The organism is Pseudoalteromonas sp. ESRF-bin5, from assembly GCF_002632075.1.
GTDB lineage: Bacteria > Pseudomonadota > Gammaproteobacteria > Enterobacterales > Alteromonadaceae > Pseudoalteromonas > Pseudoalteromonas marina.
In genome coordinates this window covers 1-20,854 of the sequence record NZ_NTLW01000170.1, presented here as the reverse complement: position 1 = coordinate 20,854, position 20,854 = coordinate 1, and the positions used below count along the sequence as shown (strand labels likewise).

The window sequence follows — 20,854 nt, the reverse complement described above, 5'->3', positions numbered from 1 at the left end:
ACATGACTTTAAAAACAAACGCTTTGATTTACTTTTTAGCCTTTTGCAGTGGCTTTTGCATTATGGGGATTGAGCTATTAGGAGGGCGTATTTTAGCGCCTTACTTCGGCAGTAGTGTACATATTTGGGGCAGTATTATTACTGTGTTTATGCTTAGCTTGTCCTTTGGTTACTTGCTTGGCGGTAAGCTAAGTACAAAAAATGCGTCGCTGACTAAATACGGATTAATATTTTTAGTTGCGAGCATTATGGTTGTGCCTATTACGTTGTTTGCTGAGCCCATAATGGCATTTATTTTTACCCATATTGAAGATAGCCGTTATGGCTCGTTACTCGCTTCTACTGCGTTGTTTTTTATTCCAACCATTATATTAGGTATGATTTCGCCGTACTCAGTAAGGTTGCTGGTTACCGACAGCGAAAGAAGCGGCCAAGTTGCAGGTATTTTGTATTTTGTAAGCACGCTTGGCAGTGCCTTGGGCACTATTATTACCTCTTTTTACTTTGTACTCGCGTTTGATGTAAACACCATTATTAGTGCCTTTGCTACTACGTTGGGTGTGCTAGGTGTTGTTGCAATTGCTGTAAACAGTGTTGCTAATAATAAGGAGCTTGCGCATGCTTAAATATGTATTTTTAGCACTTAGTGTGTTTTCAGGCGCTGCTTTAGCTAATGTTATTCACGAAGAGCGCTCTTTATATCGCAATATTATTGTTGATGAAACTCGCGATTTACGCTGCTTAAAATTTAACACTAAAAGTAGCCAAACAAGTCAAAGTTGCATGTACAAAAACGACCCCGACAAGCTCGTTTTCAACTACACAAAGCTTACTTTTGCGAGTTTATTAGTAACTGAAAACCCTAAAAATGTATTAATTATTGGGCTTGGGGGAGGCACATTGTCGAATGTTATTCATGAGTTATACCCTGCGGCTAAAATACACAATGTAGAAATAGACCCCGCTGTATTGAGTGTGGCTCGCGACTACTTTAGCTTTATTGAAAACGATAAAGTGACATCTAGTGTTCAAGATGGCCGTATCTTTATTAAACGCGCGGCTATTAAAAAGAAAAAGTACGATTGGATCATTCTTGATGCGTTTAACGGTGACTACATTCCTGAGCACCTGTTAACCAAAGAGTTTTTTGAAGAGGTTAAAGGTGTGTTGGCTGATGGCGGCGTAGTTGCAGCAAATACATTTTCGAGTAGTAAACTATACGAGCATGAGTCGGCAACTTACCATAGCGTGTTTGGCGATTTTATTAACGTAAGCCGCGCTAATCGAAGCAACCGTATTATTTTAGCGGGTATTAAAGCTATGCCAACTAAGGCTCAACTTAACAAACGTGTTAAAGCGCTTGGGCCCAAGCTTAAAAAATATGATGTAGATATAAACGCCATAAGCAATTACATGCAGTACACACAAGATGAGCAAGATTGGCCTAAAAACACCAAAATTCTAACCGACCAATACTCTCCAGCTAACCTACTTAACTTTTAATATGTAATGCGCCTTGCACTAATATAGTTAGGCGCATCCATTTAGGTTTATTGCTAAAACTTAATATTACCGCGCAATGCTTTTGTTTGGCCGTGTTTAGTTTTTTTATCCATGCGTTTACGCTGCGAATTACGGCTTGGTTTAGTTGCACGGCGGGCTTTATTGACCTTGGTAGCGCTTAATATGAGATCTTTTAAGCGTTTTAAGGCGTCTTCGCGGTTGAGCTCTTGGGTACGGTGGCTTTGTGCTTTAATGATGAGAACACCCTCTTTAGTGATCCTCGAATCGTTTAAAGCAAGTAAACGTTCTTTGTAAAAGTCTGGTAATTTAGAGCGATTAATATCAAAACGTAAATGAATGGCGCTGGCGACTTTGTTAACGTTTTGGCCACCGGCACCTTGAGAACGAATAGCGGTGAGCTCTAACTCCCACTCATCAATAGTGACTGTATTTGAAATTGTTAACATTGCGTTCAGTTTCCGTTGCTAAAAATGCATTGTACCATTTGTACATTGACTTAGGGTGAATAAGCTAAATAGGCGGTTAATGCAAAGTTGAGTATACATTTACGCCAATAAATAAATTTAGATTGGCATAGGCAATTATTTAGTTTTTAATTGCGCAGCCTTTATACGGGCCTAATATAATAATCGATTTTCGATAATAGGAAGTACCAGCATGAAAAAATTACTTGTATCACTGAGCTTGTTAGCAATGAGCTTTTCTGGTTTTGCTAAAGATATCACCGAAGGTGATTTACAAAGCTACATGAAAGCCTTACCTGCTATAACAAGCTGGGCGAGCTCTCAAGATGCGTTAAAAAACGTAGACTTAGGCAGCATGCTAGGTGCAACCGCAGATCAAACTACAGCAGAGCAAGGCGCGCTCGCAAATACAGCCCTCAATATGATTAAAGAGCAATCACTGTATAAAAGCTTTGCGAGCGTAACAACTCGCTATGGCTTTACGCCTGAGCAGTTAATTACCGTGGGTTCTGAAGTGTCTATGGCATACATAGAAAATCTTAAATCGGGTTTGTCTGATGAAAATAAAGAAACAGCAAACAAATTAATGGGTGGTTTTCAAAGCATGAAAAGCGCTAAAGATAAAGGCGCTACATCGTTAATGGGTTCGTTAGGTAATGCGTCAAGCGCTGCTGATACAACCGAGTCACTTGTTAGCGAAAGTAATTTAGCATTAGTAAGTGAATACATGCCACAGCTTAAAAAGTTGTTTGCACTTTTATAAGTATTAAACAATTAAAAAAGGTGGCATTTGCTAGGCCAGTATGAAATCAAGGGATGTAAAAGCATCCCTTTCTTTTTTACAGACCAATAAAATCAAGCCTCCAAATCTATTAATTGCATAAGTTTTCATTAATATCTACATTTAATACAGTTAGTTATGACAATATCGACTTTGGGTGTTTTTTGTACTATAATATAGAAATGAATGGTTCTTAAGAAAAGGGGTAGATATGGAAAGGCACGTTGTTGTTGATACCGAAACTACAGGCTTAAGTACCATCAAAGGTCGTCATCGAGTGATAGAGGTCGCTCTTGTAGAAGTTATAAATGGCAAAATCACTGGAAACAGCTTCCAAACATATATCAGCCCTGAAGGGCGCAAAAGCACACCAAATGCTATCAGAACACATAAGCTTAAAGATTCCTTTCTTTTAGATAAGCCAATATTCAAAACTCAGTTGCCGCGAATCCTAAAGTTTATTGGTAAAAGCCAACTGGTTTTTTTCAATGAAAATTTTGACCTTGAATTTTTAGATAACGAAGCCAAGTTAGCAGATTCACAGGTTAGGTTTTCGACTGATTATAAAACGGTCTGTGTTCAAAAACTGGTAATGAATTCTACACACAGAAAACGACATATATCCCTCGATAACGCTTGTAGAATGTATGGCGTAGACACTTCGTTAAGACTAGTTCATGGCGCATTGATTGATGCTCAGTTAACAGCAGAGCTTTTTATTGCGTTAAGTTCCAGAAGTGAACGTATTACAAAAGTACCACACAATGCACCTAGAACCACTCCTGAAAAATTTCCGTTGCCTAGAGCATATGAAAACTATCAGATTAATTTTTGCAAAAATCCTAGATGTGCAAACTATGGAAAGCCTCCAAAGTTTCCTGAACCAATTGATAAAGATAAATTTACCAATAATTTAGGAGACTATGAGGTTAAAGTGATCAGGCTAAAAAGTTCAGACTCTAGAAAAATTCTATTCTGTAAACTATGCAATTCATCTAGCATAGTGTTTAGCAATAAATCGTTAGTGCAAGAGATTAAACGTTTAAAGTCTATATATAGACTTCAAGCACCATCTTGTCCGAATACTTCTCTTCATCCTGATAAAAAAAAAGGAATACCTGATGGAAGAAGGTATGAGCAAATAGTTAAAAAAGTTCGTGGGAAAGAGCTGTCGTTAACCAGACTAAAACCGCCATGTGAAAATGTTGGCAAAAGCATTTTAGAGCACCCAAATTTGTACTGGCTCGACAGCAAGAACACTAAAAAATTACAAAATACAAAAGGATTGCCTAAGATTGTCTATCCAGACTCGAAAGGCAAGTATCACAACATTCGAGAGACTGTTTCTCAGACTTTCAAGTGTAAATCATGCCACACGAAATTCTCAGCACCGATAAATCCACAAAAAGGTCAGCATAATCAGCAGATAAACTATACCCTGTTTTCATTATTAGTAAACAAAGGAATTATAAATAGAATTTCTGAAGTGCTAAGAATTAATCATGATCTTATATATTCTAGAATTGAATTTTTCTACCGCCAGAGCATCCAATTTGAACAATTTCAAATATTTAATAATATCAAAAATTTGGAGTGTAAAAACTTACATCTAAGCATTGATAGACTTCATTTTTTTGCAAACTGGACTTCTAGAGAAGATGCAAGAAGAACTCCACTCTTCAATACCGCTACGGTAGAGAACAATACTAGATTTGTATTCGGTAGCACTCTGAACTTTGATTTCACATCAGATTACATATCGCTATATAAAGAGTTTAAAAGAATAGGTGAATACTCAAAAGAACCTTTTAAACGAAGATATCAGCAGTACAATTTACCAGATGAAAATCTACTCGAAAATCTGTTAGATGACCTAGATACCACTACCCCAAAAAAGCATCTTTTGGTTCAGCAAACTTACTCAATGATAGCTCATATGGAATTGTTAAAAGATATAGTTGCTAACGCAAATTTTGCTTACATTTATGCCGACAATGATGGTGGACTAGATATATCGATTACAAAGGTATTTAAAGATTTAATTTCAGAAGGAAAAATACAGGCTTGTTGTGTGAGGAAAAGTAAACTTAAGTCGGGAGAAGAAGAATTCGATAAAGGGTTTCAGTGGGTTTCTCAAGATGACCCTGTAATAGAAGGCAAGTATTTGGATTTGAAACTTCTAACCAATTGCGACCTAGACATGATAAATAACGCCTCGCTTCATGGGGTAGACAACTTCTTTCAAATACTCAGGAGGCGTATAAGCATGGTTGAAAGACCTTTAAGGTCAGTGGCAAGTAGCAATGATAAAACCAATGTGGAAAATGATTTGTCTTCTGAAAATACCAAGTTCGAAAAGTGGAACTTATATGGTTCTTATAATCCGAAATATGTGTCAATGCTTATTGAAATTGTTAGAGTTTTTAACAACTTCATCCTCACTGACGAAAAATCTATAAAAAACAAAAAAGGCTTAGGTAAAACCCCAACAACTCCTGCTCAGAAAATTGGGTTAGCTAACAAGCCTTTTGATATTCATGATATTTTAGAGTTTAGTGTCACTAGTTCGACATTACAGTCCAATCCAGAAAACATAAAATCAATTACATAACTTTACTCTAAAAAGCAATTAATTGGTTGTTATACCTTTAACTGCCAATACCCTTTTATCTTCTTCTTTTATACTTACATTTATCATTTTACCAGTATTCTTTGAAAGATAAGTCTTAGAAGCTGCAACCAATATAGGAAGCACTTGCCGTAAATCACCTGATGAACCAGTAGATATTACGGAAGTTTTCCAAATTTGTTTCGTTTGTCCATTAATTTTGTATTGGTTCAAATCTAACGCGCTAACAAACAGGAAGCGTGTATATGTTGTAGAAACTCTCGTACCAGTTGTTGAGCCTGTAATGCCATAAGTAGGCGTGTAGGTCGTAGTAGAGTTAATAGTTGCGGTATTACCGTATGCATTAACCGTTGAATTAGTATTTGAAGATGAAACGCCTGTTTTACCCCATGTGGGGATAGAATAGGTGTATTGATTGGTTTGCGGATCACCAATGCCGTATCCCACGAAAATAGCAACATTAGCGTCATCAAAGTCAGTAGCTTTTACAAAGCCTTGATCGGTTAATGCTCGTTCCACATAACCTGCATATTCTTGAAATTGTAGGTTGTCTACGTTAACACCTTCATTATTGGGTAGAAGAATATATCTTTTTAATTCATTACTTGCTGGTACGCTGATTGAATCAACATTAACGTTAAAGCTAGGTGCAGTAGCTTGGCAACCAGAAAGAATAAGAGCCAAAGCCAATGCAAATAGGACGTTTTTCATAATCAATCCCTTGTTTTATGAGTGAAAAATCATTTTTATTATTTAAATTTGATTTATAAGATTTTTAATGTGATTATATAATTATATATCCAATTGTATAGTCTATCAACTTGGTACTCTACTAGTTTCTATGAAAGTTCAAGAGGTAAAATACTTATCTTTCAATACGTTATTTTCATTGACTTACTTCTGATAGCGTAAGATTTTGTTTTTAAAGGTTTTACGTTGAAAAACTTATGTTACTTTAAAATCCCTACAATAATTTACTTATTACTTTTCAATTAGATATAAAAAAACTGAGAGATAGTTTATCCCTCAGTTTCCTACCAGCCTAGGCATTTGCCACCTTTTTTAATACCTAAAATTTATAACACTCACGACATTTTACGAATTGTACTCAGTGGTGCAATTCGTAAAATCCAATGCAGGAATGCCCAAGGCCAGCTTGGCACAAAGCTGTTGGCTTTTTCTTTATTTATTGCTTTTACCAGTGCTTTGCAGCCAGTTTCGGTATCAACAATAAACGGCACTGTTTTTACTTTTTCGTTTATTTCGCTTCTTATAAAACCTGGATGTATACAGCTTACTTTTATAGGCGTGTGCATTACATCTATGCGTATCCCCTCACTTAATGAGGTAATAGCCGCTTTAGTGGCGGCGTAAACGGTCATGGCGCGCCTAAAACCACGTACAGCACTAATAGATGAAATAGTCACTAAGTGACCATGGTTTTGCGCTCTAAAAATTTCCATTGCGGCTTCAGCTTGCGCAAGTGCGGCCACAAAGTTAGTTTGTGCGGTTTGTTTATTGGCATTAAAGTAACCCGTACCAATAGAAGCACCCTTGCCCATCCCTGCATTTATAATTACTCTATCAAGGCCGTTTAGCTCCTCTTTAAAGGCATTAAATACGCTAAATACTTGTTCGTGGTCGTTAACATCAAGCACTTTTATGCTAATGGTTATATTTGGGTTTATTTGTTCAAGCTCACTTTTTAGCTGCTCTAACAGCTCAAAGCGCCGAGCACATAAAGCAAGATTACAACCTTGTTTTGCAAACTCTTTTGCCATGCCTTTGCCTAAGCCTGAACTTGCACCTGTTATTAGTATGTTTTTGCGCATAATTAGATCCTTAGGTGTATGTAATTAATTTTTGTTGTGGGTGGCACTCTAAAAAGTGATGTTCGTTTAAACTGCTAATGCTTAACTGACGGTTTGCCCCTTTGCCGCGCGCCACTACTTTGGTTACGCCTGCGTTTACTAAGCTCCAATTAATATCAATAAAGCGCTCGAGCTTTAGCCCCATTAAATGGCTGGTTATAATGCTAATAGGCCCGCCAGAGGTGTAAATAAGTACTTTTTTACCGTGGTTTTCATTGGCTATTTGTTCAAGTGCGCCCAGTACACGCGCAGTAAATGCATTAAAGCTTTCGTTATATTGAGTGCTGTCGGGATTGAGTACCCATTGCTGTATGGCGCTAATAAATACCGTTTTAAAGTATTCCATAGGCTCGGCTTGCTTGCTAAGTGCAGCACGCACTTGGCTTGGGGTGGCAAGCTCTGGGTTATAAACGGCTAAAATATGCTCGTGATCGTATTCGTTTAATCGCGCATCGTTTATTACCACAGGCGTATTATTAGCACTTGCTAAACTAAGCTCTGTGGTTTGATTATGGCGCAGCATAGTGCCTGCAAATACAGCATCGGGTGTTAGCTGCTTTTGAGCTAAATATTCACCCAGTAGTGTGGCTTGCTGTTGTCCTTTTGTTGAGAGCGTATCGTAATTATCAGCCGAAAAACTGGCCTGCCCATGGCGTACTAAATATAAAATACACATTAGACTTTACCTTGGTTGTTAATGGCTTTTTTACAGCGCCATAAAAGGTAATGTACAAACACCCAAAAGTGTTTAAAGGCGGGGTTTTTAGTTTGCCCATGGTGATAGCGGTAATAAATTTGCTGCACAATGCCGGCAAGTCTAAATAGTCCGTACACTTCGTAAAAGGTAAAGTCATCTACGGTTATATTCATTTTTTTACAGTAGTAGGCCACCACTTCTTTGCGCGTTAGCATACCCTCTAAGTGAGTGGGTTGACGGCGCGTGGCTTGGGCTAAAAAGTCATCTCCTGGCTCTACCCAGTAAGCCAGTGTATTACCTAAATCCATAAGTGGGTCGCCAAGGGTGGCAAGTTCCCAATCTAAAATACCCAGTACGTTGGTGTAGTCGTTTGCATCAAGCACAACGTTATCAAACCTAAAGTCGTTATGTGTTATGCAAATGCGCTCGTTACTTGGCATGTTGTTTTCAAGCCATTTAATTACTTTTTTGCCGCTGGGTACATTCCACGTTTTGGCTTTAGTAAAGCGCTCGCTCCAGCCGCTAATTTGGCGCTGGGTGTAGCCTTCACCTTTGCCTAAATGACTTAAATTGGCCTGTTTGTAATCTACTTTGTGTAACTCGACTAGGCAGTCGAGTACGTTTTCGCACAGCTTTTTGGTGCGCTCGGGCGTGGGGGTTAATCCGCGTGGTAAATTTTTACGCGGAATTATCCCCGTAAGCTTTTCCATAACGTAAAAATCGGTGCCGAGTATGTTTTCATCGTAGCAAAACGCCTCCATATTTGGCACATAGCCGTAAACTGGTTTTAGTGCCTGCTGAAGTTTAAACTCGCGGCCCATATCGTGTGCGCCTTTGGCTTTGGTGCCTTTGGGCGCACGGCGTAAAATAAGCGATTGCTCTGGGTATTCTAAGCAGTAGGTCCAGTTTGATGCCCCCCCTGCGTATTGAGTAACACTTGGCTCGCCAGTTAATTGTGTAATGTGTTGCTTAAGCCAGGCATCTACTTTTTGTGTGTCGAGCTCTTCGCCTTGGCGTACGTTTTTGGCTTGATCTAATAATTGTGTGTTCATTGCTAGCCTTTATTATTTTGATTTTAAACGTTGCATAGAGCGTGTTTTTTTCAGCATGCTTTTAATGTACCACTCAACGGGGAGTAGTTTTTTCATTAAAAAGGCCTGTTTACCTAATTTATGGGTCAAAATTAAAAATGGGCGTTTAAGAGACTGCGTATAAATAATATCGGCAACTTGTTGTGCGTTTATGGGGGAGCGCTCAAAGGCACGGTTAAGCATGGTTTTCATGGCCGGCTCGCTAGTGCGCATTGATTCATCAAGATTGGTTTTAAAAAAGCTTGGGCACACTACGCTTACATCTATATTATCGTGGGCGAGTTCAAGCTTTAGGGTTTCGCTAAAGCCAATAACCGCTGCTTTTACGGCGTTATAACTGCTCATAAACGGAATAGGGGTAAGCCCTGCTTGTGAGGCTATATTAATAAAGTAGCCACCGCCTTGTTGCACAAAGGCGGGGTAAAACGTTTGGCACACCCGCACCATAGAAAGCAAATTAATATCCATAATCCACTGCCATTGCTCAAGCGATTCGCCCTCAAGCGAGCCACCCGTGGCTACGCCTGCATTATTTATAACAATATCTACGCCCTGCCACTTGGTTTTGATAATATCGTAAAGCCCCTTTACATCTGCTTGCTTGGTCACATCGCAGGCGTAAAAAAAAGCATCGGCTTTTAGTGCTTGCAGCTCACTAATAGTTGTGGCTGCACGCTCGGCGTTTATATCGGCAATACAAATTTGTAAGTTAGCGCCCAAATTACTTGCGTAACTCAGGGCTAACGCTTTACCCAGCCCTGTGGCTCCACCTGTTATGATTAGTCGTGTTTTCATGGTGTTGCCTTAGCGGTATTTGTTAAGTTCGAGGCGCGAAACCATGCCCATATGTACTTCGTCTGGGCCATCTGCAAGGCGTAAAATACGCCCCATTGCATTAAACGAGGCAATAGGAAAGTCGCTCGACACCCCTGCGCCACCAAACACTTGTATTGCCATATCTGAGACCATTTGCAACATATTAGGCACGACTACTTTTATGCTCGATATTTCGGTCATGGCATGTTTAACGCCTTGAGTGTCTATTTTCCATGCCGCGTGCAGCGTTAATAAGCGGGCTTGATCTATTGCCATACGCGCTTGCGCTACACGTTCTAAATTACCGCCTAATTTAAGTAAGGGTTTACCAAAAGCGCTGCGCGATAGCCCGCGTTTAATCATGAGTTCTAAACAGCGCTCTGCTGCGCCAATTGCGCGCATACAATGATGAATTCGCCCAGGCCCTAAGCGCCCCTGTGCAATGGCAAAGCCTTTGCCTAACCCTAAAATAAGGTTTTGCTTTGGTACGCGTACGTTATTAAATTCCATTTCGCCGTGGCCGTAGGGGGCATCAAAATCGCCACAGGCACTTAGCATACGCTTAATGTTTACACCGGGTGTATTTAGCGGCACAAGTACCATTGAATGCTGGCTGTGTTTATCGTTTTCGGGGTTGGAAAGCCCCATAAAAATAGCCACCTGTGCATTGGGATGACCAAGGCCGGTGGTCCACCATTTTTTGCCATTTAAAATGAGATCGTCGCCATCAACATCTATGGTAGCTTGCATGTTTGTCGCATCTGATGAAGCGACATCGGGCTCGGTCATGGCAAATACTGAGCGAATATCGCCATTTAATAATGGGGTTAACCACTGTTGTTTTTGTTCATCGTTTGCAAAATGATAAAGCACTTCCATATTGCCAGTGTCGGGGGCGTTACAATTAAATATTTCTGAGGCAAATAAGCATTTACCCATTTGCTCTGCAATAGGGGCGTATTCTAAGCAGGTTAAACCTTGTGCTAGTTCTGCATCGGGTAAAAATAAGTTCCACAGGCCAGCGGCTTTTGCTTTCGCTTTTAATGGCTCAATGTGCTCACTTAGTTGCCAAGTGGTCCAATCGTTTGAATTATTTTTAGCATGGTTATGCGCAACTACTGCTTGCTCAATAGGCAATACGTGTTCATCCATAAAGGCAGTTACACGCTTTAGGTAGTCTTGGCTTTTTTGGCTTGGCTCAAAGTTCATTAGGGTTGCCTGTTTATTTTTTAGTTAACCCAGCATAAAACATTCGCCCCAATGAATTAAATGAAATATATTACCAGTTAAGTGTGAATTACATTCATAGTATGAGCGGGTAATAATGATAGAAGCTAAAAATATTCAACAGTTAGATTTAAATTTACTTAAAATATTTGAATGCCTATACCGTGAAAAAAACATGAGCGAAACCGCAAAGGTGCTGTACATAACGCCCTCAGCAGTTAGCCATGCTATAAAACGTTTGCGCAGTGTATTAAACGATCCGTTATTTGAGCGCCAAGGGCAATTAATGCTGCCCACCCCTGCGTGCCAACGTATGGCACCCGAGCTAATAGATTTACTCGAAAAATTACGCCAAGTGCTTCAAGCCTGCGGTGACTTTAATTTAGCGACCACTGCGCAAACCTTTAAAATAGCTCTGCACGATGCAATAGAGCCTATTGTTTTGCCTAAATTGCAACTTGCACTGGCAAAACATGCTCCCAATGCAAGCTTAGCGAGCGTAAAATTAAGCCGTGAAGATATGCATAAGCAATTAGCTAATCATCAAATAGATATGGCAATTGATGTAGCACGGCCAATAAAAGCGCCCATTAGCCACGCTGTTCTCTCAAGCGATCACTTTTGTGTACTCATGAAAAAAAACCACCCGCTTAAAAACCAACTCAATATAGACAATTATTTAGCGGCTAAGCATGTGGCGGTATCTAACCGGGCAACCGGTACTGTTATTGAAGATATTGCGTTATTGCAATTGAGTTTTAATAGGCAGGTGGCTATACGTTGTCAAAATTATTTTGCCGCGAAAGAGGTAATAAAAGACGCGCCATTTTTACTCACTTTACCTTCAATGGTTGCCAGTCAATTGTTGGATGACACACTAATAGCAAGGCCTGTGCCCACCACTATGCCTGCTATTTATCAGCATTTATATTGGCATCAAAGTACTGATAAAGACGACGCTTTAGTATGGTTACGCGGGCAAGTACAGCATATTTTTAAACGTTAATAGCTATAAAAAAAGCGCCAAACTTAGTGAACTAAAATTTGGCGCTTCACATTATTTTTTAAGCGTTTACAAGGCGTTTGTTTTTAAACTTAAGCCCAGCAATTAATAACAGCGGCCCAATAAACATGGCAAGGCCATATACACCACCAGTTACGGCATACTCAGGCTTATTTAAAAAGCTTATAGCAATTAAAATAGCTAGCGATGCGTTTTGAATCCCTACTTCAATGCCAAGTGTTAATGAATCAGTTAAAGATAGTTTTGAAAGCTTTGCTATTAGCAAGCCAATGATCATTGAACCAATATTAAGTGCTATACACGCCCAAAATACATCGTTAAACGAGCTTGCCAGTAAGGCGCGTTCTTTTATTACTAGCGCGGCTATCATGGCGAGCATAAAAAATAACGAAAAGCGCCTAAAAAACGGCTCGCTTTTAATCGCAAATTCGCTTTTAAAATGGCGCAGGCTTATGCCTATGGCTACAGGCACTAAGGTGATTACAAATAGCCCAAGTGATGTAGTTAATATTGAAAAGCTGGCATCGTCTTGCGGCGCAAATTGGTGCATGGCAAAGCCAATAATAAACGGTGTGGTAATAATGCTAATAGCAGTTGAGGCAGCGGTTAAGCTTACCGAAAGCGCTAAATTAGCCTTTGCTAGCTGGCTCACTACGTTTGACATAGTACCGCCAGGGCACGCGGCTAAAATCATTAACCCTATTGCAATTGGTGTGGGTAAATTAAGTAAATAGCATAAACCTAACGCCAGTAGCGGCATGGCGATAATTTGGCCTACCAAGCCCATAGCAATTGCTATGGGCTTTTTAAAAAGTCTTGTAAAGTCAGTAGTTGTAAGGCCTAAACCCATACCAAACATAATGAGCGCTAAGGCTAGGGGTAATATTATTTCTGTTAAAAAAGATGCATTCAAATTAGGCGACCTCGTTAGTTATTGTTTTTATAGCGAGTACTTCATAGTTAAATGAAAACGGGGTTAACAGCGCCTTTATTTGAGGCTGTAACTCGTTTATTTCGTTTTCATTTACAAAAATATTTGCTTTTATGCCTAACTTTTTATCAGCAAATACGTTTATTTGCACGGCTTTGTTTTTTAAATGCGCGTTAATTGCTTCTGTAATGGTTTGTTTTATTTCTAGGCAAACCAGTTCGGGCTTATAAATTTTACCTACTGCGGTCAGTGGTATTTCGTCAATTATATAAATAGCTTTTGGTATTGCTGCTCGCTCAGGTATGTTGGCGCTAACGTATGTGGTGAGATCATCAAGTTTAAGCGTGCTCTGTGGGCTTAGCATGACGTAAAGTACCGGCACTTCGCCTGCGTAGCTGTCTGGGCGTGGCACGGCGGCTGCAAGTGTTACATCGGGGTGGCTGGTTGCGGCATCTTCAATCATTTTGGGGTCTATATTGTGCCCGCCGCGTATTATTAGCTCTTTTTGCCTACCGCATAACGATACATACCCGCTCTCATCTATTTTTCCTAAATCCCCGGTTCTAAAATATTGTTGGCCGTTTTCATCAACTACCCATGCGCCTTGGTTATGCGCATCTTCTACGTAACCCGGAAATACGTTATTACCGGTTATTATTATTTCGCCAACATCGAGTGTATCGCACATTTTAACAAGCGTGCCTTGCTCGTTTATATCGGCAATTTTAAGCGTAATCCCCGGTATTGGCAGCCCTACAGAAGCCTCTTTATTAATTGGGTTTACAGGCATTAACGTACTTACCGAGCTGCCCTCAGTTGAGCCATAACCCTCTACCAGTGGGGTATTGGTGAGTTTAGTAAACAGGGCCTGTAAATCTGATGAAAGCGGCGCAGCCCCACAAATGGCAAACTTCATTTTAAGCGGTGGTACAGTAATTTTTTGCGAAGTAATTTGTTCAACCATAGCAGCGTAAACCGTAGGTACGGCGGTCATAACGGCTACATCGTAGTTATTAATTAGGGTGAGCAAGTTTTGAATGATGTTTTTACCCCTAAAGCCAGAAGGGCTTGCGAGTAAAATTTTACAGCCTTTCATAACCGAGGCTATGCCCGTGGCTACCGCCGCATTTACATGAAATATAGGTAAGCCTACTAGCATGGTGTCGCCTGCGTTTACTGGCGAAAGTAAATTAACCTGCCCTGCATTGGTGAGCTGGTTTAAGTGCAAGTGCTTTGCAAGTTTTGGTAGGCCGGTGGTACCACCCGTATGAAAATACGCGCACACATCGCTTTGCTCAGGCAAAGTAAAATTAGCTGCTTGCGTATTTTGCGCTGCCAGTAACTTTTTAAACCCATACACGGGTACTTTATTATTTTGCGAGCACGCTATGTCGTCACCAAATAAGCTAATAACCGCTTTTAGGCCGGGTATATGCTCTTTAATTGCCATTACTTTTTGCCAAATATCGCTACCAGGCACTGGGCCTAGGGCAATAATTACTTTGGTATTGGCTGAGATCATAATTTCTTTCATTATGGACTCATCAAGCAAGGGGTTTATGGGGTTTGCTATGCCTGCGGCCTCTGCTGCCCAAAGCGAGACATAGGTTTCAGGAAAGTTAGGTAACACCAGCGAGGTTACCTCGGTTTTAGTAATACCCAACGAGTGCAATGCATTGCCAAGCCCTGTTACGTTTTTTGCGAGCGCTTTGTAACTCATTTTACGGTGCGGATTAGCAAAGCTTTTACCTTTAAAGGTCATTAAAATGCGGTGAATAAGTTTTTTTGCAAACGGAATTTGCGCTTCGCTAATACAGTCGCCATCTAAAATGTATTCAATAGCGGTTGCATCACCAAAGTTTTGGGCCGATTGTAAAATGGCATGATAAGTAGAGCGAGGAAGTTGCGCTGGTGATATTTCAGCAAGGTTTAAATTGCCAACATCGGCGTGGTTTTTAATTGTTGTTATAGTCATAAAACTCTCAACGTATTTTTATAATGTGTGTTTGCGTGTGAGTGCATGGTGTTTAACGCGGCTTTGGGTGTGTGGGCCATTACCGCGTAAAATTTAGTCTATCAAAAACTAAGTTATTGCCATTTTTTAATCTAAAAAACTGTTATCTTGTGCAGCAACTACCTGATACATAGGCTGAAAGTTCCCCCATGTAACCAGCTCTGAGCCATTGGCTTGTTTTGTATGTAGTGCTACCTCATGAGAAATAAGCTTAGGCTCGCCTGCGGCTTGTGCTAATAACTGGCTTTGGCAGCAGCTATCTAGCAATACAAAATTGGCAACTGCGGCATCAACCGACGAACCAGCGGTAATTAAACCATGGTTTTGCAAAATAACAGCGCAGTGATCAGCCAGCGATTTAGCTATCATGTCGCCCTCTTCGCTGTCGGCTACTACGCCGCTAAATACATCAAATACACTGTGGTTTTCGTAAAATACGCAAGCATCTTGCGAAATTGGTTTAAGTAACTCACCTAATGCTGAAAACGCACGGCCATAACGTGTATGCGCATGGGCTACTGCGTTTACGTCGGGGCGCGCCATATGTATGCGTGAATGAATAGCAAACGCCGCATTATTAATCGGTGTGCTGCCTTCAATAATATTACCTGTATGATCAACCCGAATAAGATTTGACGCTTTAATATGCGCAAAGTGCATACCTACGGGGTTTACCCAAAATGTATCGGGCTCTATGCAGTCGCGAAGTGTTATGTGCCCCGCAAGCCCTTCATCAAAACCGTACATAGCAAATACTCTAAAGCCCGCGGCTAGGCGTTGTTTTTCGTAGGTGCGTTGCTCGTTTAGGGTGTTAAATTTAGGCGGCATAATAAGTTTAAATTTATCGCTGCCTATGGTCATTTTTGCGGCTTGCTGCTCTAGTGTATTGCTCATAATAATCCTAAATTAAAGTCTATTGACTTTAGTTTAGTCTCGCTTAAGATAAATAGAAGTGATGTTAATTAATGGTTAAACATAAATGCTATGCATGGAAAGATAGATTTAAACCTGTTTGTAATACTCAAAACGGTATACCAAGAGGGGAGCATTACCAGTGCTGCAGATAAGCTGCATTTAACGCAACCAGCAGTTAGCCATGCGCTTTCGCGCCTAAGAGATAAGTTTGACGACCCCTTATTTATTCGCCACGGTCGGCGTATGGTGCCCTCGCCTTTTTGCCAAAAAATAATAGCCCAAGTGATTGAGTCGGTGCAGGCATTAGAGGCAACCATGAACAACGAGCGGCTTTTTGATATAGCCGCCTTTAAGCGCGAAATTAAATTTGGCTTTAGAGATATTTTAGAATCGATATTTTTTCCGCCACTAATGAGCGACCTACTTACAAACACCCCTAATATTACAATTAACAGCCGACAGGTTTCGCATGTTGATATGGAAAAATCACTCGAAAACCAAGAGCTAGATATAGTCATTGATGTGCTTACCCCAACGAGCAACCACATAAAAAATACCTTTATTTGTAATGAGCATTTTTCGCTAATTTGTAGACACGATCATCCCATATTAAATGACTTAACCGTACAAAATTACGCAAAGGCATCGCACGCGTTGGTGTCGTTAAAAGGTGCGCAGGTAGATATTATTGATATGGCGCTGGCAAAGCATGCACTTGCCCGTAATGTAGTGCTTAAATGTGAACATTATTTTGCGGCGACTAAAGTGATTAGCCAAAGCGACATGATAATGACCATGCCAAACGCGTACGCGCAGGTATTAAAAGAGCAAATGCCAGTGCATGTTACTAGCTTGCCATTTGATGTGCCGTTAATGCCTGTGCACATGTATTGGCACGAACAAGCTGACGACGATTTAGTAAATAGTTGGATGCGAGAAAAGCTGCTAGGTTTAGCCCAGCAACTTATCCCTGCTGACAAACTTAAAAGCGATAATTAAATTGTGCGTGATAACTACGCCCACGCTCTGATAAAAAACGGTGTGCGTAGCTAATTACCGGCACATCGTTGGCCTGCGAAAAAGTTTGCTTATCGGTTAGGTTTTTAGCCAATAACGCCACCGACCAATCTCCTTCACTGCTACCTAGCTCTATGCGTAAATTTAGCTTTTCAAAAGCGCTTTGCTTGGCTATTGGGTCAAGATCTTGCTCTAAAAAGTAATCATCACTAAAGTTAAGTGCTAAATTACTGCTTAAAGTAAGATTTGAAAATACCTCGGTATTGTAATCAATTGCTATATTGCCTGAGTAGTCGGGAGCAAACGCGCCAGTTTGCCCGGTTAAATCTTGAAACGCTTGGCCAAGTAGTTCGCTTTGCATAACTGTTGGCGAGGCACTAGCGTATTGCTCGTATTCAAAATCAAGCACAGCAAGGTTTGCCGATAGCTGCCAACTTTGATTTATTGCCCAGCGCGAATCGAGCTCAATCCCTTTTACTTTGGTTTCGGCAGCATTTTTAACTACAAATGCATTACCATTAAATTCAGATACTTGTAGGTCATCGTACAGGGTGTAAAACAGTGTAGCGTTTACTTGTAGAGTATTTTTAATTGGCTCGGCTTTAATACCAAATTCAAAATTAGTGGCTTTTTCGTCGTCAAACTCAAAGCCTGAATTTTCGTCAACCGTATTACCTTGCGAGCCATTTAAGCCAGAGCCATCAAAACCACCGGCTTTGTAGCCTATGCCAGCGCTTGCAAATAACATGGTGTTGTTAAACCCTAAATATTGCACACTAATATTGGGTGATAAGTGTGATTCATCGCGCTTAGCGTTAAGGTTATGTACCCCCGCGCCAGAGAGCTGCCCTGCAATAGTGGGCGCAGCCGCATTGGCAAATTGTTGTACGGCTTGCGGTGTATTGGGCTCAAATACGCTATACACATTTTGTACGCTGCTTACTTCTTTTTCTTCTTTTTGATAACGCAGGCCAAAATTAGCACGCCATTGCGCGTTTACATTCCAAGTAAGGGCGGTAAATGCTGAGTAGCTCTGTTGGTCTTGATCAAACCGGGCATTTACGCCCAATGATGTACCCACTAAATCAGGAATAAGTAACGATGCACCAAATAAAATATCGTTTGGGTGTTTAAGCTCGCTGCTCATGTAAAAAATGCCCGCTACGTATTCAAGCGTGCGCCCTGTTGGCGAGCTTACTCTGAATTCTTGCGTAAACTGGTTATAGGTTTCTAAGTAGTCTTGTTTTATAAGCGGGACTTCTGAAAAGTCGGCATCAAAAGTTGAGTCCCAATCATACTCGCTATACGTGGTTACAGAGGTAAACTCGTATTCGCCATGGTTATAGGTTAATTTAAGTGATGCGTTATCAAGCGTGGTTTTACTTTGCTCATTAAGCCCACCTAGGTGACCATCGCCCGATACCGAACTTGTGTAATCAAGGCCCGAGTTGTCGCTTAGTAAAAGTGAGCGATAGCCCACGTTACCCGGGTTTGTTGGATCGCTTGCTATTTGTAAGTCGCGGTTGGGAGTATCAATAATGTATTGGTAGCGTGAACCGTGCGACTCAAACTCACCGTGTTCCCATTTAAATAATGCATTTATATCATCGTTTATTTGCCAATCTATTGATAAACGCGCACCTGATGAGTCGTTAGATTGCTCGTCGCTTTGGCGCGCTTGGTTATATAAAAAGCCATCAACAGAGTGGTCAAACGCGGCAATACGTATGGCTAAATCATCGTTAATAGGAATATTTATAACGCCTGTAAAGCGCTTTTCGTTATCAGAGCCAAACTCTGCCGATACGTTGCCTTCAAGTACATCGGTTGGCGAATTTGAGATCATACTAAAGGCACCTGCTGTGGCGTTTTTACCAAACATAACCGACTGCGGGCCTTTTATAAGTTCAAGGCGCTGCATATCTAAAAATGGAAATTTAGCCTGATGCCCGCGACCTAAATACACGCCATCTTTATACATAGCAACCGATTGCTCAAAGCCTGAGTTAGTACCCGAGCCTATACCGCGTACAAAAATACGTTTACTGCTTGAGGTTTCGGTTATATGCACGTTAGGTAGGTTTTCGCTTAGGGCGAGTAAATCGTCAACACTGTTTTGCTCGAGGTAATCGCCAGAAAGCGCTTGAATAGAGGTAGGAATATCTTGCAGTGATTGCACCCGCTTTTGCGAAGTGACGGTAATGGTTTCAAGCTCACTTTTATTCACTTTATTCTCGGCGGCTTGTGCCATACCCACACTTAATGCGCTGAGCGTAAATAAAGTCAGTGCTTTTTGCTTTAATAAAGCAGGCTTTAAACGTGTGTGTGATTGTGTGTGTTCAGTTGTCATAGCTGCAACTCCATTATAGAGGTTATTTTTATTGGATAATTTTGCGTCTATTTCATACTGACGAGTCTTAAAATAAATAACAGTGATGTTTATTTATTCAACACTATTAGTAATATTTATAGTTAAGCGAAAAAGTGTTGTGTTAAATGGGGTTATAGCGGGTTTAAAGTGGGTTAAAAAATACTTGTGGATTAGCGGTTTTATTAGCGATTGCCGAGTTTGGAGTGTTTGCTGCATTGATAAAGGCGGTAAGCTGTGGTGCATTTTCGCAAAAAATAATATCCAGTGCTAAACGGTTTTTGCCGTATAAGCCTCGGTGAATCATATTGGCTGAAAATAGCAGTAAGTCACCCGCATTAAGTTTAATAACTTTGCCTGTAGTTAGGTTATCGCTTGGCCGTTTATTGTGTTTTGCAAGACGTACATTTAGCTCTTTGGCGCTGTAAAGCCCCTTTACAAGCATATAACCGTTTGATTTATATCTTTTCATTGTGGCTCTTTGTTTATTATTTTGGCCACGCGTTCGCTTAGCTCTGGTAATACTGTTTGCTCAAACCATGGGTTCTTTTTAAGCCAAATATTATTGCGAGGGCTTGGGTGCGGTAATACTAAATATTGTGGCCAATACTCACGCCACGATTTTACTAACTCGGTTAACGGCCTCTTTTTAGTATGCGGTAAATGATATGCCTGCGCGTATTTACCAAGCACGATTGTCAGTTCTAAATTTGGCAGAGCGGCCAATAATTGCGCTCTCCATGCGGGTGCACATTCTTTACGCGGAGGTAAGTCGCCCGACTTACCTTTACCTGGGTAGCAAAAGCCCATAGGTAAGATAGCTACTTTTTGCGGGTCATAAAACTCATCAACACTTAGCCCAAGCCATTCGCGTAGGCGGTTTCCGCTAGCATCGTTAAAGGGCTTGCCAGTTTCGTGTACTTTTATGCCCGGTGCTTGGCCGGCAATTAAAATACGCGCATTGGCATTAAATTGTATAACGGGGCGAGCACCTAACGGTAAATGAGGTTCACAGATCACGCATTTACTAACTTGCTCAATTAAATTGATCGGATCCATATAAATTTGGCCTTAAATGCTTGAATTTTGTTCTAAATGGCCATTTAGACCTAATGAGTTGGTAAAAAATCGGTTTATTTTACTCAAACTAGTTATTAGTTGGTAAAATCGTGATCTCATCTAAAAATAACAACTAATCACTTGATATATTTATTGTTTTTCTGACCATACGGCAAATTCGTTACCACTAGGCTCGGTAAAATGAAAGCGGCAACCACCGGGGAACTCAAAAATAGGTTTTACTATTTTGCCGCCATATTGCGCTACTTTTTTATAGGTTGCGTGAATGTCGTTACTGTAAAACACCAGCAGTGCGGCTCCATGTTGAGTAAGTGATTTAAGCGGTGCTTTAAAAAAGCCACCATCAAGTCCTTGGCCGCTAAACGCCGTATATTCTGGGCCGTAGTCGGTAAATTGCCAGTTAAA

Annotated in this window: 20 protein-coding genes; 6 read left to right on the top strand and 14 right to left on the bottom strand. The window is 40.6% G+C overall.

What is annotated here, in order from left to right; translation table 11 throughout:
* The first annotated feature begins 2 nt into the window (after positions 1 to 2).
* The gene (locus tag BCG07_RS09690) at positions 3 to 626 is read left to right on the top strand and encodes a fused MFS/spermidine synthase (RefSeq protein ID WP_008130517.1); all 624 of its coding nucleotides are present in this window, start codon (positions 3 to 5) and stop codon (positions 624 to 626) included.
* On the top strand, positions 619 to 1,503 hold the full coding sequence (locus BCG07_RS09685; protein ID WP_058429321.1) for a spermidine synthase: 885 nt from the start codon (positions 619 to 621) through the stop codon (positions 1,501 to 1,503). The genes BCG07_RS09690 and BCG07_RS09685 overlap by 8 nt, the downstream gene beginning before the upstream one ends.
* Positions 1,504 to 1,556: 53 nt before the next feature.
* Here BCG07_RS09685 and arfB read toward each other — a convergent pair whose 3' ends face one another.
* Positions 1,557 to 1,970 carry an alternative ribosome rescue aminoacyl-tRNA hydrolase ArfB gene (gene arfB, locus BCG07_RS09680; protein WP_006793276.1) on the bottom strand — a complete coding sequence of 138 codons (414 nt, stop codon included), beginning with the start codon at positions 1,968 to 1,970 and terminating at the stop codon, positions 1,557 to 1,559.
* A 211-nt stretch (positions 1,971 to 2,181) separates the two neighbouring features.
* Here arfB and BCG07_RS09675 point away from each other — a divergent pair, with 211 nt between their 5' ends.
* The gene (locus tag BCG07_RS09675; protein WP_058429322.1) at positions 2,182 to 2,751 is read left to right on the top strand and encodes a hypothetical protein; all 570 of its coding nucleotides are present in this window, start codon (positions 2,182 to 2,184) and stop codon (positions 2,749 to 2,751) included.
* Positions 2,752 to 2,980: 229 nt separating this feature from the next.
* A complete protein-coding gene (locus tag BCG07_RS09670; RefSeq protein WP_286889959.1) occupies positions 2,981 to 5,380 on the top strand; it encodes an exonuclease domain-containing protein in 2,400 nt (799 codons plus the stop codon).
* An 18-nt stretch (positions 5,381 to 5,398) separates the two neighbouring features.
* On the opposite strand, the gene BCG07_RS09665 is transcribed toward BCG07_RS09670, so the two are convergent.
* From BCG07_RS09665 to BCG07_RS09640, 6 genes are all read right to left on the bottom strand, one after another.
* Positions 5,399 to 6,109, bottom strand: coding sequence for a hypothetical protein (locus tag BCG07_RS09665; protein WP_286889958.1), 711 nt, complete (start codon positions 6,107 to 6,109; stop codon positions 5,399 to 5,401).
* A 374-nt stretch (positions 6,110 to 6,483) separates the two neighbouring features.
* The gene (locus tag BCG07_RS09660) at positions 6,484 to 7,230 is read right to left on the bottom strand and encodes an SDR family oxidoreductase (RefSeq protein WP_286889957.1); all 747 of its coding nucleotides are present in this window, start codon (positions 7,228 to 7,230) and stop codon (positions 6,484 to 6,486) included.
* Between the two features lie 10 nt (positions 7,231 to 7,240).
* Complete coding sequence (locus BCG07_RS09655) at positions 7,241 to 7,945, bottom strand: histidine phosphatase family protein (RefSeq protein WP_286889956.1); 705 nt, start codon at positions 7,943 to 7,945, stop codon at positions 7,241 to 7,243.
* Positions 7,945 to 9,018, bottom strand: coding sequence for a phosphotransferase family protein (locus BCG07_RS09650; protein WP_286889955.1), 1,074 nt, complete (start codon positions 9,016 to 9,018; stop codon positions 7,945 to 7,947). Before BCG07_RS09650 ends, BCG07_RS09655 begins: the two co-directional genes overlap by 1 nt.
* 12 nt (positions 9,019 to 9,030) lie before the next feature.
* Positions 9,031 to 9,852: an SDR family oxidoreductase gene (locus tag BCG07_RS09645; RefSeq protein WP_286889954.1), complete on the bottom strand. Its 822-nt coding sequence runs from the start codon at positions 9,850 to 9,852 to the stop codon at positions 9,031 to 9,033.
* Between the two features lie 9 nt (positions 9,853 to 9,861).
* The gene (locus BCG07_RS09640; protein ID WP_004586256.1) at positions 9,862 to 11,082 is read right to left on the bottom strand and encodes an acyl-CoA dehydrogenase family protein; all 1,221 of its coding nucleotides are present in this window, start codon (positions 11,080 to 11,082) and stop codon (positions 9,862 to 9,864) included.
* A 115-nt stretch (positions 11,083 to 11,197) separates the two neighbouring features.
* Here BCG07_RS09640 and BCG07_RS09635 point away from each other — a divergent pair, with 115 nt between their 5' ends.
* Positions 11,198 to 12,106, top strand: a complete 909-nt coding sequence (locus tag BCG07_RS09635; RefSeq protein WP_039037314.1) for a LysR family transcriptional regulator — start codon at positions 11,198 to 11,200, stop codon at positions 12,104 to 12,106.
* A 58-nt stretch (positions 12,107 to 12,164) separates the two neighbouring features.
* Here BCG07_RS09635 and BCG07_RS09630 read toward each other — a convergent pair whose 3' ends face one another.
* From BCG07_RS09630 to BCG07_RS09620, 3 genes are all read right to left on the bottom strand, one after another.
* Positions 12,165 to 13,037 carry a bile acid:sodium symporter family protein gene (locus BCG07_RS09630; RefSeq protein ID WP_010556125.1) on the bottom strand — a complete coding sequence of 291 codons (873 nt, stop codon included), beginning with the start codon at positions 13,035 to 13,037 and terminating at the stop codon, positions 12,165 to 12,167.
* A gap of 1 nt (position 13,038) precedes the next feature.
* Positions 13,039 to 15,030 (bottom strand): AMP-binding protein, encoded by a 1,992-nt coding sequence (locus BCG07_RS09625; protein ID WP_286889951.1) that lies wholly within the window; start codon positions 15,028 to 15,030, stop codon positions 13,039 to 13,041.
* Positions 15,031 to 15,156: 126 nt separating this feature from the next.
* Positions 15,157 to 15,963 (bottom strand): class II aldolase/adducin family protein, encoded by an 807-nt coding sequence (locus tag BCG07_RS09620; protein ID WP_286889950.1) that lies wholly within the window; start codon positions 15,961 to 15,963, stop codon positions 15,157 to 15,159.
* A gap of 90 nt (positions 15,964 to 16,053) precedes the next feature.
* Here BCG07_RS09620 and BCG07_RS09615 point away from each other — a divergent pair, with 90 nt between their 5' ends.
* Entirely contained in the window at positions 16,054 to 16,983 is a 930-nt protein-coding gene (locus BCG07_RS09615) for a LysR family transcriptional regulator (protein WP_058429330.1), read from the top strand.
* On the opposite strand, the gene BCG07_RS09610 is transcribed toward BCG07_RS09615, so the two are convergent.
* The 4 genes from BCG07_RS09610 to BCG07_RS09595 form a co-directional block, all read right to left on the bottom strand.
* Positions 16,967 to 19,351, bottom strand: coding sequence for a TonB-dependent receptor (locus tag BCG07_RS09610; protein ID WP_286889947.1), 2,385 nt, complete (start codon positions 19,349 to 19,351; stop codon positions 16,967 to 16,969). The two genes, BCG07_RS09615 and BCG07_RS09610, sit on opposite strands and share 17 nt — an antisense overlap.
* 163 nt (positions 19,352 to 19,514) lie before the next feature.
* Complete coding sequence (locus tag BCG07_RS09605) at positions 19,515 to 19,841, bottom strand: phytanoyl-CoA dioxygenase (protein WP_286889945.1); 327 nt, start codon at positions 19,839 to 19,841, stop codon at positions 19,515 to 19,517.
* Positions 19,838 to 20,428 (bottom strand): uracil-DNA glycosylase family protein, encoded by a 591-nt coding sequence (locus tag BCG07_RS09600; protein WP_286889944.1) that lies wholly within the window; start codon positions 20,426 to 20,428, stop codon positions 19,838 to 19,840. The genes BCG07_RS09605 and BCG07_RS09600 overlap by 4 nt, the downstream gene beginning before the upstream one ends.
* 150 nt (positions 20,429 to 20,578) lie before the next feature.
* Positions 20,579 to 20,854 (bottom strand): VOC family protein (locus tag BCG07_RS09595; RefSeq protein ID WP_286889942.1); only part of this gene is annotated, 276 nt, incomplete at its 5' end.